Origin of the sequence: Agromyces aurantiacus, assembly GCF_016907355.1 — a bacterium.
GTDB lineage: Bacteria > Actinomycetota > Actinomycetes > Actinomycetales > Microbacteriaceae > Agromyces > Agromyces aurantiacus.
In genome coordinates this window covers 1,229,139-1,254,711 of the sequence record NZ_JAFBBW010000001.1, presented here as the reverse complement: position 1 = coordinate 1,254,711, position 25,573 = coordinate 1,229,139, and the positions used below count along the sequence as shown (strand labels likewise).

Genomic DNA, 25,573 nt, shown 5'->3' with positions numbered 1-25,573 from the left:
TGTCACGCCCGCGGGCCCAGCACATCCCTCTGCGGTGCGAGACGGTGGCGGGCTGCCCGTCGACGAGCCAGCGTGCACGGTCGCGGCGTCGACCTCGAGCGCTGCCGCCGAGCGTCGTCGAGGTTGTCGGCGTGGTGGTCGTGGCTGACGAGCACGAGGTCGACGGGGCCGACCTCGACGGGGCGGAGTGCGGGGCCGAGTGCCGGCCCGAGCGTCGTGCGCGACGACGTCCCCCAGCCGAAGGAGTACCTCCGGCCGGGGGCGTCGAACGTCGGGTCGACCAGCACGCGCCATCCGTCGAACTCGGCGAGGACGGTCGGCCCGCCGATCCTGCTCAGGCGCATGTCGGCGCCGATCAGGAGGGCAGCGCGGCGACGGGCCGCGCGTGCGCGAGCGCCCACTCGAGCGCGTGGTCGGCCACTTCCTGCCAGCCCGGCTCGGCGCAGATCCAGTGCGAGCGCCCGGGGAACTCGACGTACTCGGTGATCGCGGGCGACTTCGCGTAGTGCTTCGCGTTCGACTTGTTGACGGCCGGGGGCATGATGTGGTCCTTCTCACCGCCGATGAACAGCAGCGGCGCCCGGTCCTTCGTGTAGTCGACCCAGGTCTCCTGGTGGCCGGGCTGGAAGTTCGCGAGCAGCCCGTACGCCCACACCCAGTTGCCCGGGGCGGCGATCGCGTACTTCTGCCAGACCGCGTCGGACTCCTCGCGCGAGAGCGTGTTCGCGAATGCGTAGTGGAACTCCTCGGGCGTGAACCCGACCGCCTTGTGCCGGTTCGCCGGGTTCTTCAGCGCCGGGAAGAGCGACTTGGCCTGCGACAGCGGCGTCACGCGCACGCCCTCGGTCGGCGCCGAATCGATGACGACGGCCGCCGCCCCGAGACCGCGCGCGAGCAGCAGCTGCGTCAGCGTGCCGCCGAACGAGTGGCCCATGATGATCGGCGGCCTCGGCAGCGCCTCGATGACGCCCGCGAGGTGGTCGACGGTCTCGGGCACCGTGAGCTTCGCGATGACGTCGGGGTGCTCGCGCAGCGCCTCGACCTCGATCTCGAACCCCGGGTACGCGGGCGTCAGCACGGTGAAGCCCTTCGCCTCGAGGTGCTCCCCCCATCCCTCCCAGCTGCGCGGGGTCATCCAGAGGCCGTGCACCAGCACGATCGTGTCGGGGGCGGCGGGGTCGGTGGTCCGGTCGGTCATGATCGGGGTCCTTTCATGGGGGCGGATGCCGCGGCATCCGTGGTCAGGAATCGATGAAGGCGAGCAGGTCGGCGTGCAGCCGATCCCGCTCGGTGTCGGGCAGGCCGTGGGCGCCGTTCTCGTACACGAGCAGCCGGGCGCCCTCGACCATGGCGGCCGAGCGCCTGCCGCCGACCTCGAACGGCACGATCTGGTCGTCGTCGCCGTGGATCACGAGGGTCGGCACGTCGACCTTCGCGAGGTCGTCGCGGAAGTCGGTCGCCGAGAAGGCCGCAATGCACTCGTACGCCGCGCGGTGGCCGCAGGCCATGCTCTGCAGCCAGAACGCGTCGCGCGTGCCGGGCGAGACGTCGTTGTTGCGGTTGTTGCCGAAGAACGGGCCGTCGGCGAGGTCGCGGTACAGCTGCGACCGGTCGGATGCCTCGCCCGCGCGGATGCCGTCGAACACGTCGATCGGCAGCCCCTCGGGGTTGTCGTCGGTGCGCAGCATGAGCGGCGGCACCGCCGAGACGAGCACGAGCTTCGCCACGCGCCCGCTGCCGTGCCGGCCGAGGTAGCGCACGAGCTCGCCGCCGCCCGTCGAGTGGCCGACGAGCGTGAGGTCGGTCAGGTCGAGGTGGTCGATGAGGCACGCCAGGTCGTCGGCGTACGTGTCCATCTCGTTGCCGTCCCAGGTGCGGGTCGACCGGCCGTGGCCCCGCCGGTCGTGCGCGATGGCGCGATGCCCGTGCTCGGCGAGGAACCGCGCGGCCGCGGCCCACGCGTCGGAGTTGAGCGGCCACCCGTGGCTCAGGATGACGGGTGAGCCGTCGACGCCCCAGTCGGTGTAGAAGATCTGGGCGCCGTCATCGGTGGTGACGTAGGGCATTCGGGGCCTCCTCCGGGCGTGATCGGATGGCACGATCGTGCCGCCGCGCAGGGATCGGCCGAACCACGTGGCGTGCGTAGTCGTGACGCGGCACAGCGCCGCCGGAGGCGCCCGGCCCGGGTGTCAGCGGTCGCCGAGGCGTTCGGCGAGCTGCTTGCGCGAGGTCACGCCGAACTTCCGGAACACCTTGCGCAGGTGGTAGTCGACGGTGTTGACGCTGATGAAGAGGGTCGCGCCGATCTCGGCGTTCGTCTTCCCCTCCGCAGCCATGCCGGCGATCGTGCCTTCCTGCGGCGTGAGCGGCTCGACGCCGTCGTCGCCCGCGACGAGGTGCGGCACGTGCTCGCCGGTCGCCTCGAGTTCGCGTCGGGCGCGGGCCGCGAAGGCCGGCGCCTCGACCCGGGTGAAGATCGCGAGCGCGGCCTTCAGGTGCTCGCGCGCCTCGCGGCGGCGCTTCATGCGCCGGAGCCACTCGCCGTAGACGAGGTGCGCGCGGCCGAGGTCGGCGGGCGCGGTCGCCGCCTCGAGGTGCTCGATCGCCTGCAGGTAGCTCGCTTCGGCCTCCGCGTCGTCCGCCATCAGCGCCGTCGACTTGGCCGCCTGGCCCCGGATCCACGGCGTCCCGCTCGCCGCGGCGAGTCCCTGCAGTCGAGCGAGCTCATCGACGACGGCCGCCGCATGGCCGCTGCGGACCGCGGCTTCGATGTAGTCCGGGAGCTGCTGGTAGGTCACCTGCAGGAAGTTCCGCTCGACCATCGGCCGGAACCGCTCGAATGCATCCCGGTAGTGCCCGTCGGCGATCTCCCTGATACCGAGCCCGGTCATCGCGATCGTCCAGGCGCCCGCGAATCCGGTCGCGAGCACGCCCTCGGCGACGGCCTCGACCAGCTCGACTGGGGCGCCCGCCCAGGCGAGGGCCGAGGCGTTGACCACCTGCTCGGCGTCGTAGCCGATCGCGCGGCGCAGCTCGCGCACCTGGTCGATGTACCGGGCGGATGCCGCGGGGTCGCCACGCACGAGTTCGAGGTGGCCCAGCAGCCACAGGTTGGTGTCCACGACCCGGAGCACTCCGGCATCGCGCGCCACCTGGAGCGTGCGCTCGAGGAGCTCGATGCACAGGCGCTCCTCCCACAGCGCCATGGTCAGCGCGACGCCGAGCGAGCCGACATCGAGCAGTTGCGCGTCGTCGGCGTCGCGGATCGTCGCGACCGCCTCGCGGATGAGCGGCACCGCCACGTCGTACGGCTCCAGGATGTGCGCGGCGACGGCTCGAAGCTGCACCGACCTCGGCCCATCGGCCACGGTCGCCCCGTCGGCGAGCCGGCGCCCCAGTTCGGGCAGGCTCACGCCTTCGGCCGCCCACTCGGCCGTCAGCGTGTAGTCGAACGCGCGCAGCAGCGCGCGCTGCTCGAGCTCCGGGTCGCGATCGTGGAACAACGTCGCGGCGCGCAGCATCATGGCCGCGCCGCCGACGACGCCGTCGTGGTCGGCGATGAACAGGGCGAGCAGCGCGCGCAACGTCAGCACGCGGCCGAGGCCGACCGGATCGAGGCGGCCCTCATCGAGGCGCGCGAGCAGTTCGAGCGCGAGCCCGACGGCACCGGCCGACGCGGCCGCCTCGGCGGCCGCGAGGATCCGCCGGTCGTGCCCGGTCCCGTCCGTGGTCAGGTCGGCGGCGCGCGTGAGCAGTTGCGCGCGCGACACCGACGCGCCGCGCACCCCGGCCGCGTCGGCCATCCGCTCCATGCGGGCGGCCAGTCCGTCGTCGGCACCGACCGCCGCGGCCGCACTGTGCCAGACCGCGAGGTCGGCGCGTCCGCGCTCGTCGGCGACCGCCGCCAGCGCCTCGTGGGTCCGACGCCGGTCGTCGGCGGGCATGCCGTTGTAGACGGCCGAGCGAACGAGCGGATGCCGGAAGTCGACCGTTCGCCGTACCGAGACGAGACCGGCGCGCTCGGCCGGCCCCGAGGCATCCGTCGTCAGGCCCAGCCGATCGGACGCCGCGGCGATGAGCTCGCGATCGCCCGTCGACTCGGCTGCGGCGACGAGCAGCCAGCGCTGCGCCTCGTGGTCGATCGCGTCGACCTGCGCCAGGTAGTGCGCTTCGAGTCGCTCGCCGACCGGCAGTGGCGTCGGGGCCAGCGTCGAGTCGGTGAGCTGCTCGGCCGTGAACGCACGGCCCAGGTCGATGAGGGCGAGCGGGTTGCCGCCGGTCTGCTCGGCGATGCGCGTCGCGAGCAGCGGATCGACGGCGCCGCGAACCGACCGGTTCAGCAGCTGCACCGCCGAAGGCTGATCGAGTCCGCCGAGTTCCAACACGGGGACTCCGGCGGTGACGAGCTGCACGCGCGGGTCGGGACGCGACGCCAGCAGCACGACGACCGGCTCCGCCGCCAGGCGGCGGGCGACGAACGCGAGCACCTCGAGCGACTCCGCGTCGACCAGGTGGGCGTCGTCGACGACCCACGCGATCGGCTCGACCGCGCCGGCCGCCGCGAGCAGCGACAGCAGGCCGAGCCCGACGAGGTACCGGTCGGGCGGAGGCCCGTCGTCGACGCCCGCGGCGATCCGCAGCGCCGCCGCCTGCCGCGCGGGCACCTCGCCGAGGTGCTCGGCCAGCGGGGCGCCGAGGCGCTGCACCGCGGCGTACGGCATCGCCGATTCGGCTTCGTACCCGTCGGAGCGGAGCACGCGGATGCCACGAGCCCGGCCGACGGCGGCGTCGAGCAGCGCCGTCTTGCCGACCCCCGGCTCGCCCACGACCGAGAGCGCCGTGCCGACGCCGTTGCGGGCATTGCCGAACAGTGCACCGAGCCGATCGAGCTCGCCGGTGCGTCCGAGGATCGCGGGGGGTGCGGGGGGTGCGGGATCGATGGGGTCACGGTACCCCGCCCGCTCGCGGGCGTCCACCGTCGAGTGCCAGTCGGCCGGGCGGCATGACGCCGGGTGGACTCCGCCGAGCGACGTCGCGCTCGCGCCGCGCGCTCAGGCCTCGGCGGATGTTGCGAGCCGCTCCCCCAGCCAGGCCCGCGCGCGTGCGTGGTAGGCCTCCGCGACCGCAGCACCGCGAGCCACGGTCTCGAACGCGTGCGGCGCGCCCGGCACCACGTCGACCGTGCAGTCGACACCGGCGTCGGCGAGCGCGGCGGCGTAGGCGAGATCCTCGTCGTGGAACAGGTCGATGTCGCCCACGCCGATCCACGCCGGTGGCAGCCCGGCCAGGTCGGCACGCCGGGCGGGCACGGCGAACTCGGGCACGGCGTCACCGCCCGGCGCCGCCTGCAGGTACGACGACCAGCCGACCAGGTTGTCGCGGTTGGTCCAGGCGAAATGGCGCACCGCGTCGAGTTCGCGTCGCGCGGCGGTGCGGTCGTCGAGCATCGGGCAGTACAGCAGTTGCGCGACGGGCTGCGGCCCGCCGTCGTCGAGCAGGCGCTGCGCGAGCGCGGCCGCGAGTCCGCCGCCGGCGCTCTGGCCGCCGACCGCGATGCGGGCCGGGTCGACGCCCCGCGCGGACGCGGCATCCTGAAGCCACCGCCACGCCGCGACGCCGTCGTCGAGCGGCGCCGGGAACGGATGCTGCGGGGCGAGCCGGTACTCGACGGAGACGATCACGATGCCGAGCCGCTCCGCGAGCTCGGCGCAGAACCGGTCGTCGGCCGCGGCGGCGCCGATCACGAGGCCGCCGCCGTGCATCCACAGCAGGGCCGCGCGCCCGCCCGCCGCCGATCCGGCCGCGTCGGTGGGCGTGAAGACGCGCACGCCCGTGCCGGGCGCGTCGAACTCGACCCGCTCGAATCGCACCCCGCCCGCGGGCCTGGGCGGCGGGATGAGTGCGAGCGCCGCCTGCACCATCCGGCGCTGCCAGCCGTGCCGCACCTGCGGGCGCGGGAACCACCGGTAGGCACGGCGGAGCTCGGGGTGGAGGTCTGCGATGCGCATGCGCGCGGGGGCGGGGTGCACGTCGTCGGCACGGGTGCTCGTCATGGTGGTTCCGATTCTGCGGCACGTCAGTGCTCTCAGCAGACTCCCGGCCACCGACGCGCCGAGCGATATATCGTTGACATATCGTCGAGACCCGATCAGGGCCCCGGTTCCAAGGAGGTCATCATGAGCGATTCGTATGGCGGCGGCTTCGGCGGCAGCGCCGGCAACTGGGGCGGCAAGGGCGGCCCCGGACAGGGCCTCTGGGAGGCCATGGAGCAGCTGCGCGGCATGTTCGAGCAGAAAGTCGCCCCGCGGATGGGTCGTGGCGACGTGCGCGCGGCGGTGCTCGCGCTCCTCGCCGAGAAGCCCATGCACGGCTACCAGATCATCAGCGAGATCTCCGAGCGCAGCGGGGGCGCCTGGAAGCCGAGCGCAGGCTCGGTCTACCCCACCCTCCAGCTGCTCGCCGACGAGGGCCTCGTGAGCGCCGAGGAATCCAACGGCCGCAAGACCTACTCGCTGACCGAGATGGGACGCGCCGAGGCCACGGCATCCGCCGACCGCGCACCTTGGCCGACCGGCGGCACCACCACCGGCAGCGGAGGTGGCGGGCGCCGCGACTTCGGCGGCGCCGGACCGCTCGCGAAGTCGGGCATGGAACTCGCCCAGGCGGCGGCGCAGGTCGGCCGCACGGGCACGCCCGAGCAGGTGAAGGAAGCGGTCGAGGTGCTCGACGAGGCGCGTCGCCGCCTCTACTCGATCCTCGCCCAGGACTGACCGAGTGCCCTCGACACGTCGGCATCCTGCAGGCAGGATGCCCGATGTGGGGAACCTGCGCGCCCGGTACCGGCGGATCCTTCGCTTCGCCGCCAGGTACATCGTCCAGACGTGGTGGTACGAGCTCGTGCTGCCGCGCTTCGGCCTCGCCGGAGTCGCGGCGCGCGGGCGCACCGCGCGGCTCACGCGCATCGCCCAGCGCTTCCACGACCTCGCGGTCGACCTCGGCGGCCTCATGATCAAGGTCGGCCAGTACATGTCGTCACGACTCGACGTGCTGCCGCCCGAGATCACGCGCGAACTCGCCGGCCTGCAGGACGAGGTGCCACCCGTGCCGTTCGACGCGATCCGGCGCCTCGCCGAGGCCGAGCTCGGCCTGCCGCTCGAGCTCGCCTACGCCGAGTTCGACCCGGAGCCGCTCGCCGCGGCATCCCTCGGCCAGGCGCACCGCGCCCGCCTCGCGCCGATCGACGCCGCCGACATGGGCTACGCCGAGGCCGTCGTCAAGGTGCAGCGGCCGGGCATCGAGCAGATCGTCGAGGTCGACCTCGCGGCGCTGCGCCGCGTCGCGGGATGGCTCAGCCGCGTGGGGTTCGTCGCTCGCCGCGTCGACCTGCCCGCGCTCGTCGAGGAGTTCGCGACCACGAGCCTCGAGGAGATCGACTACCTGCACGAGGCGCAGAACGCCGAGCGGTTCGCCGCGAGCTTCGCCGCCGACCCGCGCGTCGCCGCGCCCGAGGTCGTCTGGGAGCGCAGCACCCGCCGCGTGCTCACCCTGGCCGACGTCACGGCGATCAAGGTCAACGACCGCGACGCGCTGCTGGCCGCCGGCATCGACCCGAAGGCCGTCGCGCAGCAGTTCGCCGCGGTCATGTTCGACCAGCTCTTCCGCGACGGCTACTTCCACGCCGACCCGCACCCCGGCAACATCTTCGTGACGCCGGTCGCGTCATCCGGCGGCGCCTACCAGCTCACCTTCATCGACTTCGGCATGATGGGCGAGGTGCCCGACTCGCTGCGTCGGGGCCTGCAGCAGCTGCTGCTCGCGGTCGCCGCCCGCGACGGCAAGCGGATGGTCGACGCCATCCGCGGGGTCGGCGTCCTGCTGCCGACCGCCGACACCGCCGAGCTCGAGCGCGCGATGACCGAGCTGTTCGCCCGCTTCGGCGGCATGGGCTTCGCCGAGCTCGCGCAGGTCGACGAGCGCGAGTTCCGCCGCTTCGCGCTCGAGTTCGGCGACCTCGTGCGCACGCTGCCGTTCCAGCTGCCCGAGAACTTCCTCCTCATCATCCGCTCGATGTCGCTGACCTCGGGCCTGTGCAGCTCGCTCGACCCGACCTTCAACATCTGGGACGCCGTCGAGCCGTACGCCGCGCAGCTCCTGCGCGGCGAGCGCGGCAACATCGTGCAGGCCGTCGGCCGCGAGGCGGTCTCGGTCGCGGGCACCGCCTGGCGCCTGCCGGGCCGGCTCGACGGCGTCATCGATCGCATCGAAGGCGGCCGGCTCGTCGCGAACTCCCCCCGCATCGAGCAGCGGATGGCGCGCCTCGAGCGCGTCGCGGGCCGCATCGTCTCCGCGGTCGTCTTCGTCGGCCTGTTCCTCGGTGGCATCCAGCTGCGGGCGGATGAGCCGGGGTGGGGCATCACGCTGATGGTGGTGTCGGTCGTGCCGCTGCTGCACGCGGTGTTCGCGGGCGTGTTCGGGCCGCGCGGACCGCGGTGATCGCACCTCCACCGAGGGCCGACGTCGAGGAGCGCGCGTCGACGAGGAGCGCGCGTCGACTCAGAGCGCGATCGGCACCGCGTCGGCGGGCACCAGCCACACGTCCGTCAGCGCCGCCCGCCCGGCGCGTGTGACCCGGACCGCACGCGGATGCCCGCGCTCGATCCACTTCATCGCCAGGAAGTGCGCGGCGACGGACGCGCCGACCGCCCCGGCGAGATGGGGTCGGCGTTCGGTCCAGTCCGCGCAGGGCCGGGTGAGTCGTCGCCGGCCCGCTCGGAGCGCGGCGACGTCGATCCCCCGCTCGGTGAGCGCCGCATCGCCGGTCGGGCTGAGCGCCAGGTCGGCGCCGAGCCATCCGTGCTCGCTCATCGACTCGGTGAGCGCCACCCCGAGGCGACCCGCGAGGTGGTCGTAGCAGAACCGCGCATCGGCGAGCCGTCGCGCGTCGCGGGTGCGGTAGTAGCCGACGTCCTCGGCCGGTGGGCAGAGCAGGCCGAGCTGCTCGAGCGCCGCGGCGGTGCGCGCGTCGGCGACGCGGTACATCCGCCGACGGCCATTCGCCTCGACCGCGAGGATGCCGGAGTCCACCAGGATCGCGAGGTGCTCGCTCGCCGTCGAGGCGCTGACCCCGGCGGCCGAGGCCAGCTCGCCGGCGGGCCGCGACGAGCCGTCCATGAGCAGGTTCACGATGTCCGAACGGGCGGGTGCCGAGAGCGCGCGTCCGATCGGGGTGAAGTCCTGCGGCATGCCTCGACGCTACTCCGAGAACCCTTCGGCTCGCACCGAAAGGTTTCTGCGTACGTTCGGTCCCATGAGACACGACTACGTCACCAGGCTCGCCTGGGCCGGGTCGACGGGCGCGGGGTACCGCGCCTACGACCGGGCCCACATCGTCTCGGCCGCACCGGCCGAGACCTCGCTGCGGTTGAGCGCGGACGCGCGCTTCCGCGGGGACGGCGGACTCCTCAATCCGGAGCAGCTGCTCGTGGCCGCGGCCAGCTCGTGCCAGTTGCTCGCCTTCCTCGCCGTCGCCGCCGGGGCCGGGATCGACATCCGCAGCTACGAGGACGATGCGGCGGGCACGATGGACCTCTCCGACGAGCCCGCCCGGCTGAACCGCATCGTCCTCTCGCCCGTCATCGGCGTTCCGCCGGGCACCGACGCGGAGGCGGTGCTCGCGGCGGTCGTGACGGCGGCCGACCAGTGCTACATCGCGAACTCGCTGCGCACCGAGGTCACCGTCGGCGCGACGGTGGTCGAACGGTGAACGCGGGCATGCGCGATCTCTCGCTAGCGCTCGAGCCGAGGCCCGGAGCGCTGGCCGACTTCGGCGAGACGCTCGGCGCCGCGGGCGTCAGCCTCGAGGGCGGCGGCGTGTTCGGGTTCGACGGCGTCGCGATCGCGCACTTCCTGATCGGCGACCACGACGTCGAGGCCGCGGTGGCGGCGCTGGAGGCCGCCGGCTTCGGGCCGGCCACCGTCAGCGCCGTCGTCGCGCTGCGGCTCGACCAGGATCGTCCCGGCCAGCTCGGGGCGTTCACCCGCCGGCTCGGCGACGCCGGAATCGACATCCGCGTGCAGTACAGCGACCACGACCACCGGCTGATCCTCGTCGTCGACCCCGAGCGCCACGTGGATGCCGCGCGCATCGCCGCGGCGTGGGCGCGCGCCTCAGCGTGAGAGCTCGATCGTGTACGTCACGATCTCGGTGATACGCCCCTCGCCGTCGAAGTCGTAGAGGTCGCAGGATGCCACGACGGACACATCGCCCGAGGCATCCGTGTACCGCGCCAGGCTGTCGACCACCACGCTGTCCTCGCCGAGCACGCTGCGGAACCGCTGGAACTCGGTGGTGACCTCGGCCAGCTCGGCCGCGGTGCGTTCGAGGGCCTTCTTGACCGCCTTGCGCCCGAGGAGCGTCGGCGAGCCCACGTTCGTCCAGCACACGTCGTCGGCGAGGTGCGGGAGCACCACGTCGAACCGGTGGCTCGAGAACGCTCGAGCCAGCTTCTCGGTCGATACCTCGGTCATGACGTCCATGCAGGTGTCCCCTCCCCTGAGCCCCGCGTCGTCGCGGGGGACGGATGCGATCAGCCTGCGCCCGTCCCCTGCCGCCGTCAAGAGCCCAAACGCACGCAAACCCCCGGAACGCGGGTCACGGCCCCGTGCACTCAGGACTAGCGTGACCGTCGAGACGCTGAGGGGTTCCAACGGGCCCACCTCGATCGGACGGCCCGGACCAGTCAGTGCGCTGGGGAGGGATCATGGCCGAGGAACACTCCGATCGCCCGCAGCTCCGGAGGAGCCGAGACAGGTCGCGTGAAGAGGACACGTTCAGCGTCGCCTCCTACCGGACCATCCCCGACGTCGGCGCCGATCGTCGCCTCTGGCAGCGCCTCATCGGGGCGGTCTCGGCGATGACCGCGAGCGGCGCCGGCGCCGAGGAGGCGTACCGGTCGGCGCTCGAACAGCTGCGCGAGTACGGCGGCGAGGCGGTCGACGTGATCGCGGCCACGTACGAGCAGCTCGAGGAGAACGCCTACCAGGAGCAGTGGGCGCTCGTGCAGCTGCTCACCGACCTCGCCCTTCCCGAGACGACGCGCTTCTTCGGGCACCTCGTGCAGACACCGGTGCCGGAGGAGCGCTCGCGCGACACGGTGCACGGCGTCAGCACGGTGACCGAGGAGGTGGTGCTGCGCACGACCGCGATCGAGGGGCTCTCGCGCCGGATCCGGGACGGCGATCGCGAGGCGGTCGACGCGCTGCTCCCCGCGCTCGAGCACGAGTACGTCGCGATGCGCCGGGCCGCGTGGCACGGTCTCGTCGACGGCGGCGACGAGGACGGGATCGCGAGGGGACGCGACATCCTGAGCTCGCGGGGCGACGACTGGATCATCGAGATCCGCCGCACCCCGGTCGTCGAGATCGACCAACCGCGGCCCGAGCCGGGCGAGGCTCGTCCGACCGCCGAACCCCCGAACCCCTTCGACGAGGCACGCCCGCACGGCGCGTGACCGGAACAGCCACGAGGAGCGATCATGGTCCACTGCACGTACACGGTGCCCGACAAGGCGGCGTCGGGCGACGACTTCTACGGCGCCTCCATCTGCGACCAGGTGTACGTCGACTACTTCTGGGACACTTACGGCTTCGCCGGCAACAAGGAGTACTGGGACGACGGATTCGGATGGGACGACTGCTGCAACACCGACCAGCCGCTCGCGCGGACCTTCAACGGATGCTACGCACTCACCTACTCGGCACAGGACTACCTGAACGACGACTACGCCGGCGCCTGCCTCAACTGGGCGAGGCGGTACGTGCGCGAGCACATCGGCGACCTGCGCTCGAAGTGCGGCGACGGCGATGCGATCGCGGCATCCGTCGGCGGCGGCGTGGTCGAGCTCTACCTCGGCTGCTTCTACACGAAGAACGCGCCGGGGCGCGCCGAGACGCTGCTGCACGAGTCGCGCCACATCGGCGGCAAGCCGCACGACGCGAAGTTCCCCAAGGGGTCGACGTTCGGCGAGGGCAAGAGCGGCGCCGACTCGTCGTGGGGCTACGAGGGCGCGTGGATGTACGGGGCGCTCTACCTCTGGTGGTACTACGCGCAGGGCGCGCGAACCACGTCGGCGATCCGCGAGCTCGCCCGGCAGCGCGCGAACGTCGTGATCGACGGCGCGTTCGCGACGCATCCGGGGTACTCGGTCTGAGTCGCAGCGCGACGCCGCGCTCGTAGGCTGGAGCAATGCCCCGACTCCAGGCCGACGCCGACCGAGCCATGTGGGTGGCGGTCACCGACTCCCTCGGGTTCCGCGGTCGCCGGCACCGCAAGGCCGCGATCGGGATGCTGCTCTCGCAGGCGATGGGCCAGGGTGCGACCCCCGGCCGGGGCAGCCGTCTCAGCGCGTGGGCGATGAGCCAGGCCGTGCCGTTCCTCATGCGGAAGGCCGAGGGCCGGGTGCTCGCGTGGGTCTGGAAGCCGGACCCGGAACTGCTCGTGGTGGTCGCGCAGGTCCAGGCGGCGACGCCGGAGCTGCGCATCGCGCGCGCCTCGATGCCGATCGAGTACCACGACACGGAGGAGTTCCGCGGCACCTACCTCGGCGTCGGCGAGAGGTTCGTCATGCCGCTTCCGCCGGCCGGTCGTCCGCCGTTCGCCACGTACACGTGGGACCTCGGCACCCACCTCGTGACCGTGACGGCGGTCTGCGGCGATCGCGAGCGCTTCGGCACCGTCATCGGCGCGGTCGACGAGCTCGCACGCGGCATCCGGATCATCGAGGACCTCACGGTCGGCGAGTCGGCGACGGTGCTGCGGATCGATCCGGCCTGACCGGAGCCGAGCGGGGACGGCTGAGGGCGACGCCGGCGCTCAGGTCAACGGCGACGGCGACGGCGAGATCACCGAGTCGACGATCGCCTCGATGGCGAACTCCGACGCACGGGCGAGATCGACCGCATCGGGTTCGAGCAGCCACTGCACCTGCAGGCCGTCCATGACGGCGAGGATGCTCGCCGAGGCGAGGTCGACGGTCTCGGGTGCGGTGACCCCCCGCTCGGCGCAGACGACGCGGAACGCGCGGGCGACCTCGCCCCGCAGGGTCTCGTAGCGCTTCTGGAAGTACTCGCGCCCCGGGTGGTCGTCGGTGACCGACTCGGCCGACAGCACGACGTACGCCTGGACGATGCCGGCGCGGCGCGCGTTGACGAACGCCGTGCGGACGAGGTGCCGGAAGAGCTCCAGCCCGTCGGGGATGTGCTGCTCCTCGAGGTCGGCGACGTCGGTCTCGTCGCGGTGGCGGAGCACCTCGAGCAGGAGCTGGTCCTTCGATCCGAAGTGGTGGAGGATCCCGGCGTGCGTCATGCCGACCTGGTCGGCGATCTCCTGCAGGGTGCCGCCCATGAACCCCTTGCTGCCGAAGATCTCCACGGCGGCGTCGAGGATGTCGCGCCGTCGCGCGAGCGTCTCCGGCCGCGATCGTGGCTGCCGGCGCTGACCCGTGATCGATTCCGTCATCGGTCGGCAACCCCCTTCCTCGCCTGCCGGATCAGAGTCTACGCAGCCCCGCCGGCGCGGGTGAGAACGCGCATTGCGTTACTTACTTACTTGATTGTAAGTTAACTCCGCATTCACTCGACGACGGCGTCGCCCTTCGGGCGGGCGCCGTCTCGTGCCCCCACACGAAGGAGAAGCAATGAGGCTCAGAACGTCCCTCGGCGCCGTCGGCATCGCCGCGACGCTGGTGCTCACCGGCTGCGCCGCCGGCAACGACACCGAACCCGCCGCGAGCGGCGCGGCGCTCACGATCGCCAAGCCGGACGGCGCGATCACCACCGAATCCCACAACCCGTACCTCGGCGACTCATCCGCCTCGAAGTACGGCTACGCCAAGGTCATCTTCGAGCCGCTCGCCCTCGTGAACCCGACCGGCGACCTCGGCACCACGCCGTGGCTCGCCGAGTCGGTCGAATGGAACGACGACTACACCGAGCTCACCGTCGTGCCCCGCTCGGGCGTGAAGTGGAGCGACGGCACCGAGTTCACGGGCGACGACATCGTGTTCACCTTCGACCAGTTCCTGAACGGTACGCTCACCGACACCGCCGGCCTGAAGTACGAGGGCGCGACCGTCGACGGCGACGCGATCACGCTGAAGTTCGTCGACTCGAAGTACGTCTCGCAGGCACGCGTCCTGCACACCCCGATCGTGCCCAAGCACATCTGGGAGAACATCGACGACCCGAACACCGACCCGCTCACCGACGAGGGACTCGCCGTCGGCACCGGTCCGTACGTGCTCGACACCTGGTCGACCGAGTCGGTCACCCTGACCGCGAACCCCGACTACTGGGGCGGCGAGCTGGCCGTGCCCCAGCTGAACTACGTCTCGTACGGCGACAACGCCGCGCTCACGACCGCCCTCGTCTCGGGCGAGGCCGACTGGGCGCAGGCCTTCATCCCGCAGATCGAGTCGAGCTACCTGGCGGCCGACGAGGAGAACCACTTCCTCGTGTCCCTCACGGCGGGCGCCGGCACGCTCTTCATGAACCTCCAGACGAAGCCGTTCGACGACCCGGCCCTGCGTCAGGCGCTGGCGTGGACCATCGACCGCGACGCCTACGTCGACGTCGCCCGAGAGGGAGCGAGCACGGCGATCTGGAGCGCGACCGGCCTCAGCAGCCTGCTCGAGGACGAGATCCTGCCCGAGTACCAGGGCCAGGACTACGAGGTCGACGTCGAGAAGGCGAAGCAGATCCTCGAGGACGCGGGCTACACCTGGAAGGACGAGAAGCTCATCGACCCCGACGGGCAGGCCGTCTCGTTCTCGATCTCCGTGCCGGCCGGATGGAGCGACTGGAACACCGAGCAGGCGCTCATCGCCGAGGAGCTCGACTCGGCGCTCGGCATCGAGGTCAAGGTCGACCAGCCCGACTGGGGCGGCTGGGACGCCGCCCGCCAGGAGGGCACGTTCCAGGCGATCATCCACTGGCTCGAGGACACCGGCAACGCCTACGGGCTCTACACCTCGACCATGGACACGAAGTGGATCGTCGACGACCGCGCCGCGTTCAACTTCGGCCGCTTCGACGACCCGGCCGTGACCGAGGCGTTGAACACGTACGCCAACGCGTCATCCGACGCCGACCGCGAGGCGGCCCTCGCCGTCATGCAGAAGGCGTTCGTCGAGAACGTCCCGGCCATCCCCCTCGGCTCGCACCCGCTGCTGGGCGAGTACAACACGCGCAACTACGTCGGCTTCCCGACGGAGGACGACCAGTACGCGTCGGCCGACCCGACCCAGCCCGGGATCGTCCAGATCCTGACGCAGCTGCAGCCGGCCGGCTGACCCGAACGGGGCGGGGCGAGCGCATGCGTGGTGCGCCCGCCCCGCCCATCGTCCGCATCACGAAGGGAACCCCACCGATGAGCGACACGTTGCTCTCCGTCCGCGACTTCACGGTCGTGTACGACGTCGATCCGCCCGTCCGCGCCGTCCGGAACGTCAGCCTCGACGTCCGGCGCGGCGAGATCCTCGGCCTCGCCGGCGAGAGCGGATGCGGCAAGACCACCCTCGCGTACGGCGTGCAGCGCCTCCTGAAGGCGCCGGCCGTGATCACGAGCGGATCGGTCGTCTTCCACGACGCGTCCGGCGAGGACATCGATGTCAATCGCCTCGACGCCGACGAGATGCGCCGCTTCCGCTGGGACAAGATCTCGATGGTGTTCCAGGGGGCCATGAACTCCCTCAACCCGGTCGCGACCATCGGCTCGCAGCTGGAGGACGTGTTCGAGGTGCACCGCCTCACCCTCACGCGGGCGCAGCGCCGCGCGGCCGTCGTCGAGCTCCTCGAGATCGTCAAGGTGGGCGCGCAGCGGTCCCGCTCGTACCCGCACGAACTCTCCGGCGGGATGCGGCAGCGGGTCATGATCGCGATGGCGCTCGCCCTGCGCCCCCAGCTGATGGTGATGGACGAACCGACCACCGCCCTCGACGTGCTCGTCCAGCGCGAGATCCTGCGGCAGATCTCGGCGCTGCGTCACGAGTTCGGCTTCTCGGTGATCTTCATCACGCACGACCTCCCGCTGCTCCTCGAGATCAGCGACCGCATCGCGATCATGCGGAACGGCGAGATCGTCGAGCTCGACACCGCGGAACGGATCTGGACCGACCCGCAGGACGAGTACACGAAGACCCTCCTGTCCTCCTTCCCGCGACTGACCGCCCAGAAGGGGATGGTGCGGCGATGACCGTCCTCGAGTTCGATTGCGTCAGCAAGGTGTACTCGGTGCGCGGCGCCGGGCGGATCACGGCGCTCGACGAGGTGAGCTTCACGCTCGAGTCCGGCCGGACGATCGGCCTGGTCGGCCAGTCCGGCAGCGGGAAGTCGACCATCGCGAAGATCCTGACCCAGCTCGAGACGCCCACGAGCGGAGAGGTGCGGCTCGACGGACAGCCGATCCCGCGTCGCGGCGCCGGGCTGCGCGCCTACCGCCAGAAGCTGCGGATGGTCTTCCAGGATCCGTTCGCCTCGCTGAACCCGTACCACTCGATCCGGTACCACCTCGAGCGCCCGCTCCGGCTCGACCACGTCGTGCCGAAGGCGGAGGTCGACGACGAGGTGCGGCGCCTGCTCGAGCGGGTGCGCCTCGACCCCGACGCCGTGATCGATCGGCGCCCCCACGAGCTCTCGGGCGGCCAGCGGCAGCGGGTCGCGATCGCCCGCGCCCTCGCGTCGCGGCCGAAGCTGCTCGTGGCCGACGAGCCGGTCTCCATGCTCGACGTCTCGATCCGCATGGGCGTGCTGAACCTGCTCGCCGACCTGCAGCGCGAGGAGGGCCTCGGCGTGCTGTACATCACACACGACCTCGCGACCGCGCGCCATTTCAGCGACGAGATCCTCGTGCTGAACCAGGGACGGGTCGTCGAACGCGGGTCCGCCGACGACGTCATCCTCCGCCCGCAGCATCCGTACACCCAGGCGCTCCGCGCGGCATCCCCCGATCCCGACGAGCACTTCGCCACGACATCCGCATCCGCATCCGGCATCCACGGAGGTGCGCAATGACCGCCATCGAGCCCCGGCTCGCAGCCGACGACATCCAGGACCGCGACGACCTCGACGACCGCGGCGACCTCCGCGAGCTCGCGGCCGAGGCCGACGCCGTCGCGGCGGGCACCACCGCGACGACCGCGGTGAGGGGCCGCGCGCGCATCCCGTGGCGCTTCCTCGGCGGGCGAGCCGCGTTCTACCTCTTCACCCTCTGGGCCGCGATCACGATCAACTTCTTCCTGCCCCGCATGATGAAGGGCGACGCGGTCACGCAGTATCTCGCGCGCAACCGCAACGTCAGTCCCGAGGCGGCCGATGCGCTGCGCTCGCTCCTCGGCCTCGACACCGACAAGACCCTCTGGCAGCAGTACCTCGACTACTGGGCACTGCTGCTGCGCGGCGACCTCGGTGTCTCGCTGCTGCACGGCCTGCGCCCGGTGACCGAGGTCATCGCGCAGGCACTGCCGTGGACGATCGGCCTCGTGGGCTTCGCGACGCTCGTCTCGTTCGCGATCGGCACCATCGGCGGGGCGATCGTCGGATGGCGCCGCGGGAGCCGCCTCGACGCGCTCATCCCGATCACCACCTTCCTCAGCACCATCCCCTACTTCTGGCTGGGCCTGCTCGCGATCGCGCTCTTCTCGGTGAACCTCGGCTGGTTCCCGATCGGCAAGGCCTACGGCGTCGGGATCACGCCGGAGTTCTCGCCCGAGTTCATCGGCCAGGTGATCCACCACGGCACGCTGCCCGCGGCGACGATCATCATCGCCTCCCTCGGCGGCTGGATGCTCGGCATGCGCAACATGATGCTCACCGTGCTCGACGAGGACTACGTCATGGTCGCCGAGGCCAAGGGGATGCCGCAGCAGCGCGTGCTCTGGGGGTACGCCGCGCGCAACGCCGTGCTCCCCCAGATCCAGAGCTTCGCGCTCTCGATCGGGTTCATCGTCGGCGGGACGATCGTGATGGAGATGGTCTTCAGCTATCCGGGCGTCGGCAAGCTGCTGCTGGATGCCACGAACGCGAAGGACTACGCGCTCATGCAGGGCGTCTTCCTCGTGATCACGCTCTCGGTCCTGCTGGCGAACCTCCTGGCCGACGTCGCCTACGGCTTCCTCGATCCGCGCACCCGCCAGACGGAGGCCTGACCCATGGACACCATCGTGAACGACCCGACGACGCACCTCCCCGCCGGCGCCCCCGCGACCGCGACCATCCGCACGGCCGAGGAGCTCGCCCGCGGCGCCGGACCGCGGCCGACGCTCCGATCCAGGCTCGGCTCCGCGTTCGCCATGTTCCGCAACGGCAAGTCGATCGCCGGCCTGTCCATCCTCGGGTTCTTCGTGCTCGTCGCGATCTTCGCCGACGTGCTCGCGCCGTACTCGCCGACCGCCGTCGACAACACCGCGCGGTTCCAGCCGCCGTCGGCCGAGCACTGGCTCGGCACGACCCACATCGGCGAGGACGTGCTGAGCCAGGTCATCCACGGCACCCGCGGCGTGATCGTCGTCGGGTTCCTCGCCGCGCTCATCGCCACGCTCATCGCCATCGTCGTGGGGGTGCTCTCGGGCTACCTGCGCGGATGGCGCAGCGAGAGCCTCTCGGCCCTGACGAACGTGTTCCTCGTGATCCCGGGCCTCCCGCTCATCATCATCGTCGCGTCGATGTTCGAGGACCCGCCGCTCGCGGTGATCGCCGCCGTGCTCGGCCTCATCGGATGGGCGTGGGGCGCCCGCGTGCTGCGCGCGCAGACGATGTCGCTGCGCAACCGCGACTTCATCCAGGCCGCCCGCGCCAACGGCGAGCCGCTCCACCGCATCATCACGGTCGAGATGCTCCCCAACCTCATGGCGCTCATCGCCGCGAGCTTCGTCGGCACGGTGACCGCCGCGATCCTTGCGCTCACGACGCTGTCGTACATCGGCGTGATCCCGGTGACGACGTACAACTGGGGCACGATCCTGAACTGGGCGAGCGCGCAGGGCGCGTTCCGGCAGAACCAGTGGTGGTGGTACCTGCCGCCCGGGCTCTGCATCGCGGCCATCGGCGTCGCGCTCTCGCTGATCAACTTCGGCATCGACGAGTACGTGAACCCGCGCCTGCGCTCCGCCGGCGAGCGCGCCCGGGCCATGAAGAAGAAGGGCCTCAGCGTCAACGACACCGTGACCGCCGTGCGACCCGCGACCACGACTGAGGAGAACCAGTGACCACGGCCGATACCGTCATCCCCATGTACCTCGACTCGACCCACCCCGTCGCCGACCGCATCGCCGACCTCCTCGGCCGCATGACGGTCGAGGAGAAGGTGGGCCAGATGATGCAGCTCGACGCCCGGGAGGACCTCGAGGACCAGGTGCTGAACCAGCACGTCGGATCCATCCTGCACGCGTCGCCCGAGCGCATCGCGCGCGCGCACGAGCTGGTCGCGCAGACCCGGCTGCGCATCCCCCTCCTCGTCGGGGAGGACTGCATCCACGGGCACTCGTTCTTCGAGGGCGCGACGATCTTCCCCACCCAGCTCGGCATGGCCGCGTCGTGGGACCCCGACCTGCTCGAGCGGGTCGCCCGGGCGACCGCCGAGGAGGTCGCCGCCACCGGGGTGCACTGGACGTTCTCGCCCGTGCTGTGCATCGCCCGCGACCTGCGCTGGGGACGCGTGAACGAGACCTTCGGCGAGGACCCGTTCCTCATCGGCGAGCTCGCCTCGGCGATGGTGCGCGGCTACCAGGGCGGCGGACTCGACGACGACACGGCGATCCTCGCAACGGCCAAGCACTTCGCCGGCTACTCCGAGACGCAGGGCGGCCGCGACGCGAGCGAGGCCGACCTCTCGCGCCGCAAGCTGCGCTCGTGGTTCCTGCCGCCGTTCGAGCGGGTCGCGAAGGAGGGGTGCCGCACCTTCATGCTCGGCTACCAGACCACCGACGGCGTGCCGATCACGGTCAACGAGTGGCTCCTCAACGACGTGCTCCGCGGCGAGTGGGGCTACACGGGCACGCTCATCACCGACTGGGACAACGTCGGGCGCATGGTGTGGGAGCAGAAGGTGCAACCCGACTACGCCCACGCCGCGGCGGCGGCGGTGAAGGCCGGCAACGACATGGTCATGACGACGCCCGGGTTCTTCCGCGGCGCCCTCGAGGCGATCGATCGGGGCCTCCTCGCCGAATCCGACCTCGACCGCGCCGTCTCGCGCATCCTGCTGCTGAAGTTCGAGTTCGGGCTCTTCGAGGACCCCCGCCGGCCCGACCCCGAGCGCATCGAGGCGATCGTCGGCAGCAGCGCGCACGCGTCACTCAACCTCGAGGCGGCCCGGCGCTCGCTCGTGCTCCTGCGCAACGACGGCGTGCTCCCCCTCCTCGACGGACGGGTTCCGGATGCCGCGGGCCGGGCGGTCTCGGACGGCACGCCGCGCCGCGTCGCCGTGATCGGGCCGCTGGCCGACGACGCGCAGACGCAGCTCGGCGACTGGGCCGGCTCCTCGGGACAGGCGGACTGGCTCCCGGACGGCCATCCGCGCGGCATGATCACGACCGTGCTCGACGGGCTGCGGCGCACGACGCCGATCGACTGGACGGTCGAGCACGCCGAGGGTGCGCGCATCCTGACCCTCGAGGAGGACCCCGAGGGCGCGTTCTTCCCTGACGGCCAGCCGCGGCCGCAGGTGGTCGTGCCGTGCGATCCCGATGCCGACCTCATCGCGGAGGCGGGCGCGCTGGCGCGTCGCAGCGACCTCGCGGTCGTCGTCGTCGGCGACCGCATCGAGCTCGTGGGCGAGGGCCGCTCGACCGCGACGCTGGAGCTCGTCGGCGACCAGGTCGCGCTGCTCGACGCGGTCGCCGCGTCGGGAACTCCGTTCGTCGTCGTGCTGCTCGCCTCGAAGCCCCTCGTGCTCCCGCCGTCGGTGGAGCGCGCGTCGGCGTTGGTCTGGGCCGCGAACCCGGGCATGGAGGGCGGCCGCGCGATCGCCGAGCTGCTGCTCGGCCTCGTCGAGCCGAGCGGACGCCTCCCGATCTCGTTCGCACGTCACGCCGGGCAGCAGCCCACCTACTACAACCAGATCCGCGGGCAGCACGGCACCCGGTACGCCGACCTCACGCAGAGCCCCGCGTTCGCGTTCGGCGAGGGGCTGACCTACACCACCGTGGAGTACGACGAGCTCCGCGTGCTCGACGACGCGTACGCGCCCGACGAGACGGTCCGGGCGGAGGTGCGGGTGACGAACACGGGCGACCGCCCGGCCCGCGAGGTGGTGCAGGTCTACCTCCGCGACGACGTGACGTCGGTGAGCTGGGCCGACAGGGAGCTGAAGGCGTACCGCCTCGTCGACCTCGAGCCCGGCGAATCGCGGATCGTGTCACTCGAGCTCGACGTCGCCGACTGCACGCTCGTCGACGCCGACGGCGTGCGCGTGGTCGAGCCGGGGACGTTCGAGCTGCTGGTCGGCCCGTCGTCGCGCGACGAGGCGCTGCTGGCGGCGCGGTTCGCTGTCGTCCCCGGCCGGTAGAGTCCGGGTCACGCGGAGTTGCGCCGCCCACGGCGGCGTCGAATCCGCGCGAACCCAGAGGGGAGACGCGACATGCCCGCCTCCGACTTCGACTTCCTCATCGGGACCTGGGACGTCGACCACGACCGGCTCGCCGACACGCTCGGGCCGCCCGACGGTCCTCGGCTGCGGTTCCGCACGCGCGTGACCGTGCAGCACATCCTCGACGGCCTGGGCACCGCCGACGAGACGCGAGGCACCCTCCCCGACGGCACGGGGTTCGTCGGCTACTCCCTGCGGCTGTTCGACCCGGCGACCGACGAGTGGGCGATCTGGTGGGCGTCGACATCACGGCCCGGCGTGCTCGACGATCCCGTGCGGGGGCGCTTCGTCGACGGACGCGGCACGTTCGTCGGCGAGGCGGAGGCCGGCGGGCGGGCGTTCCTCGCCCGCTTCCACTGGCTCGAGACCGCGACCGCGCATCCGGTGTGGGAGCAGGACTTCTCGTTCGACGGCGGCGCGACCTGGGCGCCCGTGAACTGGCGGATGGTGCACACGCGGGCGTGAAACGGCCGGAACAGGCTCCGACGCTGGTGACGTGCCACGACTCCACGCCGAGCCCGGTCGATCCATGTGCGTGACGGCCGTCTGCACCGATCGCGAGCGCTTCGGCACGGTCATCGGCGCGGTGGCCGAGCCCGCACGCGGCATCCGGATCATCGAGGACCTCACCGTCGAGGAGTCGGCGACGGAGTTCGGATCGACCCCGCCTGACCAGCCTTTCCCGCCGCGAGGGCTCGCGTCGCCGGCGGGGCTCGCGATCGGCGGATGTACGGGCCGCCCGCCGCGTGCGAGGATCGGTTGATGAGCGCTCGGATTCGCAACGTGCAGGCCGCCCTCGACTCGTTCTCCGAGCATTGGCAGCCGCGACGGCTCGCGAGTGTCAACGACTACGACGTCAAGGTCGTGAAGCTGCTCGGCGAGTTCACCTGGCATTCGCACCCCGACACCGACGAGCTGTTCATGGTCGTCTCGGGCCGGCTCGTGATCCAGCTCCGGGACGGCGACGTGGAGCTCGGGCCGGGCGACGTGTACGTCGTTCCCCGCGGCGTCGCGCACTGCCCGAAGGCGGATGGCGAGGTCTCGGCCCTGCTCATCGAGCCGCAGGGCGTCGTCAACACCGGCGATAGGCCGAGCGAGCGGACGACGGAGCTCCGCGAGCTCGACTGAGCGAGTTCCATTCGAACTGCGCGAGGACCTGACCGCACGGGACTGCGACCCACCTCGGATCCTCCTCGGACGCCGGTCCGCGCGCGCGTCACGGGCGGTGCGTGCGCGCGTAGTGCCGTCGCGCCTTCGCGCGGTTGCCGCAGGTCTCCATCGAGTGCCACTGGCGGGTGTTCGCCCGGCTCGTGTCGATGAAGAAGTGCTGGCAGTCGGATGCCGCGCACGGGCGGATCCGCGACCCCTGGGCGCCCTGCAGTCCGGCCCACTCGAGCATGGCCCGGGCGCCGATGCGCCGGGTCGGGTCGAACTCGTCGCGCCACTGCGCCCCGCCGCCGTCGAACGCGGGCCGGCGCGTGATGGCGTCGGTCCACGGCGACAGCTCGTCGAGCCACGCCTGCCCGCGAAGGAACCGGGTCAGGATCGGCCGCACCGCGCGGGCGTCGCGGATCTCGTCGTCGTCTCCCGTGCCGCCGTGCGCGACGAGCCAGGCGGATGCCGCGGCGTCGGTCTCGAGCTCGTCCTCGACGTGGTCGTCGTACACGAGCCGGGAGTTCGCGAGGTCGAGCAGGAGCGAGGGGGCGTTTGCGTCCGCGCCATCGACTGCGTTCGCGCCCGCGGCATCCGTCGTCATCGGCCCACTCCCGCCTCGCACCATCGTCGACATGAATCCTAACCCCCTCGGAATAGTTCGGCAGTTACTGCGTTGCACTCGACAACGCACTAACCGGCACACGCATTCCAACCGGTTAGTCACTGAATCGAAGGAGCTGGCGCACATGCCATTCATCACCGTCGGAACCGAGAACTCGGCGAGCATCGACCTGTACTACGAGGATCACGGCGCCGGACAGCCCGTCGTCCTCATCCACGGCTACCCGCTGAGCGGCGCCTCGTGGGAGAAGCAGGCGGCCGCGCTGCTCGAGGCCGGCTACCGCGTCATCACCTACGACCGTCGCGGGTTCGGGCAGTCGTCGAAGCCGACGGTCGGCTACGACTACGACACCTTCGCCGCCGACCTGAAGGTCGTGCTCGACACCCTCGACCTGCGCGACGTGATCCTCGTCGGCTTCTCGATGGGCACCGGCGAGGTGGGCCGCTACCTCGGGACCTACGGCAGCGAGCGCGTCGCCAAGGCCGCGTTCCTCGCCTCGCTCGAGCCGTACCTGCTGCAGGCCGACGACAACCCCACGGGCGTGCCCGCCGATGTCTTCGCCGGCATCGAGCAGGCCGCGAAGGCCGACCGCTACGCGTGGTTCGACGAGTTCTACCAGAACTTCTACAACCTCGACGAGAACCTCGGCACCCGCATCGGCGAGGCCGCGGTGCGCGCCAGCTGGAACACCGCGGCCTCGAGCGGATGGTTCGCCGCCTCCGCCGTCGTGCCGTCCTGGCTGACCGACTTCCGCGCCGACATCGAGAAGATCGACGTGCCCGCGCTCATCGTGCACGGGACCGCCGACCGGATCCTGCCGATCGACGCGACCGGTCGCGAGTTCGCCAAGCGCCTCCCGTCGGCCGAGTACGTCGAGATCGAGGGCGCCCCGCACGGCATGCTCTGGACGCACGCCGACGAGATCACCCGGGTGCTGGTCGACTTCGCGCAGAAGTAGGTCCGACGCCGGCCGCTTGTCGCGGCGCACCCGCACGAGGGGCCCGGGTCATCCCGGGCCCCTCGTCGTCACGGCGCGGTCGGCGAGAGTATGCCGAATGCACCGTTCCGGCGGCCCCGACGGTGCATTCGCCATACTCTCGTGGGCCGACCCGCCGGGCGGGCGCGGCACGGGGCTCGCCGGAGCGAGGGCCTCGGCCTCGGCTTCGGCGTCAGCGTGGGCGAGGATCGACTCGAGCCGCGCCCGGCACTCGGCGACGAACTCGGGGAACGTCTCCCAGTAGTACGGGATGCCGCTGATGGCGACCACGATCGCCCACGCGCGGGCGCGCAACCAGGTGTGCTCGTCGAGGTCGAGCGCGTGCCAGTACGCGCGGCGGGCCTCGGGCGGGAGGTCCCAGATCGCGGCGTGTTCGGCGTCGGGCGCGCCGACCGAGAGCGCGCCGAAGTCGATCACCGCGTGCAACCGGCCCTCGTGGGCGAGCAGGTTGCCTGGCCGCAGGTCGCCGTGCAGCCAGACGTGCGCCGCGGGCGAGTCGGGCAGCGCCAGCCCGTCGCGCCACCACGCCTCGAGGCGATCGAGGTCGAGCGCGTCGCCCACGAGCGGGCGGGATGCCGCGAACGCCGGCCCCACCCAGGACTCGGTCTCGCGCAGGCTGCCGCCGCGGTACCAGCTCAGCGCCCCGGCGCGCTCCTGCCCCATCAGGTCGATGCCGTGCAGGTCGCGGACGAACTCGGCCACGTCGGCGCCGAACCGCGCCCAGTCGGCGACCGTGTCGGATGCGGGAGGGGCGCCGTCGATCCACCGGTACACCGCCCAGTCGAGCGGGTAGTCCGGCGACGGCGATCCCGCGTGCACCGGCTCGGGGATGCGCACTGGCAGCGCGGGCGCGAGCCGCGGCAGCCACTCGCGCTCCTTGTGCAGCGAGCCGACGCCGCCGGGGGTGCGCGGCATCCGCACGAGGAGTTCGTCGCCGAGCCGGAACATGACGTTGTCGGTGCCGCCGCCGGCGGGCGCGAGCGGCAGGTGGGCCCAGTCGGGGCGTTCCCGGCGAACGACGGATGCCGCGAGGTCGGCGGTGATCGGCAGCTCGTCGGCGTGGAGGGTCATCGACGGTCAGTCTGGCACGCGATGCGACCACCCGCCCGGGCGCCGCAGCCTCGTCGCCCGACCCTGAGCCGCCCTTGCAACCGGTACC

The 25,573-nt window shown here is 71.9% G+C and carries 27 protein-coding genes; 17 read left to right on the top strand and 10 right to left on the bottom strand.

What is annotated here, in order from left to right; genetic code table 11:
• Positions 1–2: 2 nt before the first annotated feature.
• The 5 genes from JOD46_RS05980 to JOD46_RS05960 all read right to left on the bottom strand — a co-directional run bounded on the left by JOD46_RS05980 (position 3) and on the right by JOD46_RS05960 (position 6,053).
• On the bottom strand, positions 3–344 hold the full coding sequence (locus JOD46_RS05980) for an MBL fold metallo-hydrolase (protein WP_204392456.1): 342 nt from the start codon (positions 342–344) through the stop codon (positions 3–5).
• A gap of 11 nt (positions 345–355) precedes the next feature.
• Positions 356–1,198: an alpha/beta hydrolase gene (locus JOD46_RS05975; protein WP_204392454.1), complete on the bottom strand. Its 843-nt coding sequence runs from the start codon at positions 1,196–1,198 to the stop codon at positions 356–358.
• Positions 1,199–1,241: 43 nt separating this feature from the next.
• Positions 1,242–2,066, bottom strand: a complete 825-nt coding sequence (locus JOD46_RS05970; RefSeq protein WP_204392452.1) for an alpha/beta fold hydrolase — start codon at positions 2,064–2,066, stop codon at positions 1,242–1,244.
• Positions 2,067–2,189: 123 nt separating this feature from the next.
• Positions 2,190–4,976 (bottom strand): helix-turn-helix transcriptional regulator, encoded by a 2,787-nt coding sequence (locus tag JOD46_RS18890; RefSeq protein WP_307834925.1) that lies wholly within the window; start codon positions 4,974–4,976, stop codon positions 2,190–2,192.
• Positions 4,977–5,051: 75 nt separating this feature from the next.
• The gene (locus tag JOD46_RS05960; protein WP_204392450.1) at positions 5,052–6,053 is read right to left on the bottom strand and encodes an alpha/beta hydrolase; all 1,002 of its coding nucleotides are present in this window, start codon (positions 6,051–6,053) and stop codon (positions 5,052–5,054) included.
• A 123-nt stretch (positions 6,054–6,176) separates the two neighbouring features.
• Between JOD46_RS05960 and JOD46_RS05955 the strand changes: the two genes are divergently transcribed.
• Together JOD46_RS05955 and JOD46_RS05950 are read left to right on the top strand one after the other, a co-directional pair.
• Positions 6,177–6,770: a PadR family transcriptional regulator gene (locus tag JOD46_RS05955; protein WP_204392448.1), complete on the top strand. Its 594-nt coding sequence runs from the start codon at positions 6,177–6,179 to the stop codon at positions 6,768–6,770.
• Positions 6,771–6,807: 37 nt separating this feature from the next.
• Positions 6,808–8,493 (top strand): ABC1 kinase family protein, encoded by a 1,686-nt coding sequence (locus JOD46_RS05950; RefSeq protein WP_204392446.1) that lies wholly within the window; start codon positions 6,808–6,810, stop codon positions 8,491–8,493.
• A gap of 60 nt (positions 8,494–8,553) precedes the next feature.
• Here the strand turns inward: JOD46_RS05950 and JOD46_RS05945 are convergent, their stop codons facing one another.
• Positions 8,554–9,243 (bottom strand): ArsR/SmtB family transcription factor, encoded by a 690-nt coding sequence (locus JOD46_RS05945; protein ID WP_204392444.1) that lies wholly within the window; start codon positions 9,241–9,243, stop codon positions 8,554–8,556.
• Positions 9,244–9,307: 64 nt separating this feature from the next.
• Here JOD46_RS05945 and JOD46_RS05940 point away from each other — a divergent pair, with 64 nt between their 5' ends.
• On the top strand, positions 9,308–9,763 hold the full coding sequence (locus JOD46_RS05940; RefSeq protein WP_204392442.1) for an OsmC family protein: 456 nt from the start codon (positions 9,308–9,310) through the stop codon (positions 9,761–9,763).
• Between the two features lie 8 nt (positions 9,764–9,771).
• On the top strand, positions 9,772–10,176 hold the full coding sequence (locus JOD46_RS05935; protein WP_204392439.1) for a hypothetical protein: 405 nt from the start codon (positions 9,772–9,774) through the stop codon (positions 10,174–10,176).
• On the opposite strand, the gene JOD46_RS05930 is transcribed toward JOD46_RS05935, so the two are convergent.
• Positions 10,168–10,536 carry a nuclear transport factor 2 family protein gene (locus tag JOD46_RS05930; RefSeq protein WP_204392437.1) on the bottom strand — a complete coding sequence of 123 codons (369 nt, stop codon included), beginning with the start codon at positions 10,534–10,536 and terminating at the stop codon, positions 10,168–10,170. The two genes, JOD46_RS05935 and JOD46_RS05930, sit on opposite strands and share 9 nt — an antisense overlap.
• A 224-nt stretch (positions 10,537–10,760) precedes the next feature.
• Between JOD46_RS05930 and JOD46_RS05925 the strand changes: the two genes are divergently transcribed.
• The 3 genes from JOD46_RS05925 to JOD46_RS05915 are packed head-to-tail and all read left to right on the top strand — an operon-like array spanning position 10,761 to position 12,832.
• Positions 10,761–11,510 (top strand): hypothetical protein, encoded by a 750-nt coding sequence (locus JOD46_RS05925; protein ID WP_204392435.1) that lies wholly within the window; start codon positions 10,761–10,763, stop codon positions 11,508–11,510.
• 24 nt (positions 11,511–11,534) lie between these two features.
• On the top strand, positions 11,535–12,209 hold the full coding sequence (locus JOD46_RS05920) for a hypothetical protein (RefSeq protein WP_204392434.1): 675 nt from the start codon (positions 11,535–11,537) through the stop codon (positions 12,207–12,209).
• Positions 12,210–12,244: 35 nt separating this feature from the next.
• Positions 12,245–12,832: a hypothetical protein gene (locus JOD46_RS05915; RefSeq protein ID WP_204392432.1), complete on the top strand. Its 588-nt coding sequence runs from the start codon at positions 12,245–12,247 to the stop codon at positions 12,830–12,832.
• 39 nt (positions 12,833–12,871) lie between these two features.
• Here JOD46_RS05915 and JOD46_RS05910 read toward each other — a convergent pair whose 3' ends face one another.
• Entirely contained in the window at positions 12,872–13,516 is a 645-nt protein-coding gene (locus JOD46_RS05910) for a TetR/AcrR family transcriptional regulator (RefSeq protein WP_204392430.1), read from the bottom strand.
• Between the two features lie 178 nt (positions 13,517–13,694).
• Here JOD46_RS05910 and JOD46_RS05905 point away from each other — a divergent pair, with 178 nt between their 5' ends.
• The 9 genes from JOD46_RS05905 (at position 13,695) to JOD46_RS05865 (ending at position 22,768) form a co-directional block, all read left to right on the top strand.
• Positions 13,695–15,347: an ABC transporter substrate-binding protein gene (locus JOD46_RS05905; protein ID WP_204392428.1), complete on the top strand. Its 1,653-nt coding sequence runs from the start codon at positions 13,695–13,697 to the stop codon at positions 15,345–15,347.
• Positions 15,348–15,424: 77 nt separating this feature from the next.
• Positions 15,425–16,249, top strand: a complete 825-nt coding sequence (locus JOD46_RS05900; protein ID WP_204392426.1) for an ABC transporter ATP-binding protein — start codon at positions 15,425–15,427, stop codon at positions 16,247–16,249.
• Positions 16,246–17,067 carry an ABC transporter ATP-binding protein gene (locus JOD46_RS05895; RefSeq protein ID WP_204392424.1) on the top strand — a complete coding sequence of 274 codons (822 nt, stop codon included), beginning with the start codon at positions 16,246–16,248 and terminating at the stop codon, positions 17,065–17,067. Before JOD46_RS05900 ends, JOD46_RS05895 begins: the two co-directional genes overlap by 4 nt.
• Entirely contained in the window at positions 17,064–18,200 is a 1,137-nt protein-coding gene (locus JOD46_RS05890; protein ID WP_204392422.1) for an ABC transporter permease, read from the top strand. Before JOD46_RS05895 ends, JOD46_RS05890 begins: the two co-directional genes overlap by 4 nt.
• Before the next feature lie 3 nt (positions 18,201–18,203).
• Complete coding sequence (locus JOD46_RS05885; RefSeq protein WP_204392420.1) at positions 18,204–19,259, top strand: ABC transporter permease; 1,056 nt, start codon at positions 18,204–18,206, stop codon at positions 19,257–19,259.
• 23 nt (positions 19,260–19,282) lie between these two features.
• Entirely contained in the window at positions 19,283–21,559 is a 2,277-nt protein-coding gene (locus tag JOD46_RS05880) for an exo-beta-d-1,3/1,6-glucosidase (protein WP_204396340.1), read from the top strand.
• Positions 21,560–21,631: 72 nt separating this feature from the next.
• Positions 21,632–22,105, top strand: coding sequence for a hypothetical protein (locus JOD46_RS05875; RefSeq protein WP_204392418.1), 474 nt, complete (start codon positions 21,632–21,634; stop codon positions 22,103–22,105).
• 31 nt (positions 22,106–22,136) lie between these two features.
• A complete protein-coding gene (locus JOD46_RS05870; RefSeq protein ID WP_204392416.1) occupies positions 22,137–22,403 on the top strand; it encodes a hypothetical protein in 267 nt (88 codons plus the stop codon).
• Positions 22,403–22,768, top strand: a complete 366-nt coding sequence (locus JOD46_RS05865; RefSeq protein ID WP_204392414.1) for a cupin domain-containing protein — start codon at positions 22,403–22,405, stop codon at positions 22,766–22,768. Before JOD46_RS05870 ends, JOD46_RS05865 begins: the two co-directional genes overlap by 1 nt.
• An 88-nt stretch (positions 22,769–22,856) precedes the next feature.
• Here the strand turns inward: JOD46_RS05865 and JOD46_RS05860 are convergent, their stop codons facing one another.
• Positions 22,857–23,396 carry a CGNR zinc finger domain-containing protein gene (locus JOD46_RS05860; RefSeq protein ID WP_204392412.1) on the bottom strand — a complete coding sequence of 180 codons (540 nt, stop codon included), beginning with the start codon at positions 23,394–23,396 and terminating at the stop codon, positions 22,857–22,859.
• A gap of 145 nt (positions 23,397–23,541) precedes the next feature.
• Between JOD46_RS05860 and JOD46_RS05855 the strand changes: the two genes are divergently transcribed.
• A complete protein-coding gene (locus tag JOD46_RS05855) occupies positions 23,542–24,375 on the top strand; it encodes an alpha/beta fold hydrolase (protein ID WP_204392410.1) in 834 nt (277 codons plus the stop codon).
• Positions 24,376–24,423: 48 nt separating this feature from the next.
• Here JOD46_RS05855 and JOD46_RS05850 read toward each other — a convergent pair whose 3' ends face one another.
• Entirely contained in the window at positions 24,424–25,485 is a 1,062-nt protein-coding gene (locus JOD46_RS05850; RefSeq protein ID WP_204392408.1) for an aminoglycoside phosphotransferase family protein, read from the bottom strand.
• Between the last annotated feature and the right edge of the window lie 88 nt (positions 25,486–25,573).

What these genes read in the sequence shown, in the direction of transcription:
- JOD46_RS05865 (WP_204392414.1), top strand. Translation starts at nt 22,403, where the DNA reads ATGAGCGCTCGGATTCGCAACGTGCAGGCCGCCCTCGACTCGTTCTCC.
- JOD46_RS05980 (WP_204392456.1), bottom strand. Translation starts at nt 344, where the DNA reads ATGCGCCTGAGCAGGATCGGCGGGCCGACCGTCCTCGCCGAGTTCGAC.
- JOD46_RS05960 (WP_204392450.1), bottom strand. Translation starts at nt 6,053, where the DNA reads ATGACGAGCACCCGTGCCGACGACGTGCACCCCGCCCCCGCGCGCATG.
- JOD46_RS05875 (WP_204392418.1), top strand. Translation starts at nt 21,632, where the DNA reads ATGCCCGCCTCCGACTTCGACTTCCTCATCGGGACCTGGGACGTCGAC.
- JOD46_RS05970 (WP_204392452.1), bottom strand. Translation starts at nt 2,066, where the DNA reads ATGCCCTACGTCACCACCGATGACGGCGCCCAGATCTTCTACACCGAC.
- JOD46_RS05940 (WP_204392442.1), top strand. Translation starts at nt 9,308, where the DNA reads ATGAGACACGACTACGTCACCAGGCTCGCCTGGGCCGGGTCGACGGGC.
- JOD46_RS05910 (WP_204392430.1), bottom strand. Translation starts at nt 13,516, where the DNA reads ATGACGGAATCGATCACGGGTCAGCGCCGGCAGCCACGATCGCGGCCG.
- JOD46_RS05935 (WP_204392439.1), top strand. Translation starts at nt 9,772, where the DNA reads ATGCGCGATCTCTCGCTAGCGCTCGAGCCGAGGCCCGGAGCGCTGGCC.
- JOD46_RS05880 (WP_204396340.1), top strand. Translation starts at nt 19,283, where the DNA reads ATGTACCTCGACTCGACCCACCCCGTCGCCGACCGCATCGCCGACCTC.
- JOD46_RS05930 (WP_204392437.1), bottom strand. Translation starts at nt 10,536, where the DNA reads ATGGACGTCATGACCGAGGTATCGACCGAGAAGCTGGCTCGAGCGTTC.
- JOD46_RS05900 (WP_204392426.1), top strand. Translation starts at nt 15,425, where the DNA reads ATGAGCGACACGTTGCTCTCCGTCCGCGACTTCACGGTCGTGTACGAC.
- JOD46_RS05860 (WP_204392412.1), bottom strand. Translation starts at nt 23,396, where the DNA reads ATGACGACGGATGCCGCGGGCGCGAACGCAGTCGATGGCGCGGACGCA.
- JOD46_RS05920 (WP_204392434.1), top strand. Translation starts at nt 11,535, where the DNA reads ATGGTCCACTGCACGTACACGGTGCCCGACAAGGCGGCGTCGGGCGAC.
- JOD46_RS05885 (WP_204392420.1), top strand. Translation starts at nt 18,204, where the DNA reads ATGGACACCATCGTGAACGACCCGACGACGCACCTCCCCGCCGGCGCC.
- JOD46_RS05955 (WP_204392448.1), top strand. Translation starts at nt 6,177, where the DNA reads ATGAGCGATTCGTATGGCGGCGGCTTCGGCGGCAGCGCCGGCAACTGG.
- JOD46_RS05945 (WP_204392444.1), bottom strand. Translation starts at nt 9,243, where the DNA reads ATGCCGCAGGACTTCACCCCGATCGGACGCGCGCTCTCGGCACCCGCC.
- JOD46_RS05925 (WP_204392435.1), top strand. Translation starts at nt 10,761, where the DNA reads ATGGCCGAGGAACACTCCGATCGCCCGCAGCTCCGGAGGAGCCGAGAC.
- JOD46_RS05890 (WP_204392422.1), top strand. Translation starts at nt 17,064, where the DNA reads ATGACCGCCATCGAGCCCCGGCTCGCAGCCGACGACATCCAGGACCGC.
- JOD46_RS05950 (WP_204392446.1), top strand. Translation starts at nt 6,808, where the DNA reads ATGCCCGATGTGGGGAACCTGCGCGCCCGGTACCGGCGGATCCTTCGC.
- JOD46_RS05915 (WP_204392432.1), top strand. Translation starts at nt 12,245, where the DNA reads ATGCCCCGACTCCAGGCCGACGCCGACCGAGCCATGTGGGTGGCGGTC.
- JOD46_RS05855 (WP_204392410.1), top strand. Translation starts at nt 23,542, where the DNA reads ATGCCATTCATCACCGTCGGAACCGAGAACTCGGCGAGCATCGACCTG.
- JOD46_RS05975 (WP_204392454.1), bottom strand. Translation starts at nt 1,198, where the DNA reads ATGACCGACCGGACCACCGACCCCGCCGCCCCCGACACGATCGTGCTG.
- JOD46_RS05850 (WP_204392408.1), bottom strand. Translation starts at nt 25,485, where the DNA reads ATGACCCTCCACGCCGACGAGCTGCCGATCACCGCCGACCTCGCGGCA.
- JOD46_RS05895 (WP_204392424.1), top strand. Translation starts at nt 16,246, where the DNA reads ATGACCGTCCTCGAGTTCGATTGCGTCAGCAAGGTGTACTCGGTGCGC.
- JOD46_RS05905 (WP_204392428.1), top strand. Translation starts at nt 13,695, where the DNA reads ATGAGGCTCAGAACGTCCCTCGGCGCCGTCGGCATCGCCGCGACGCTG.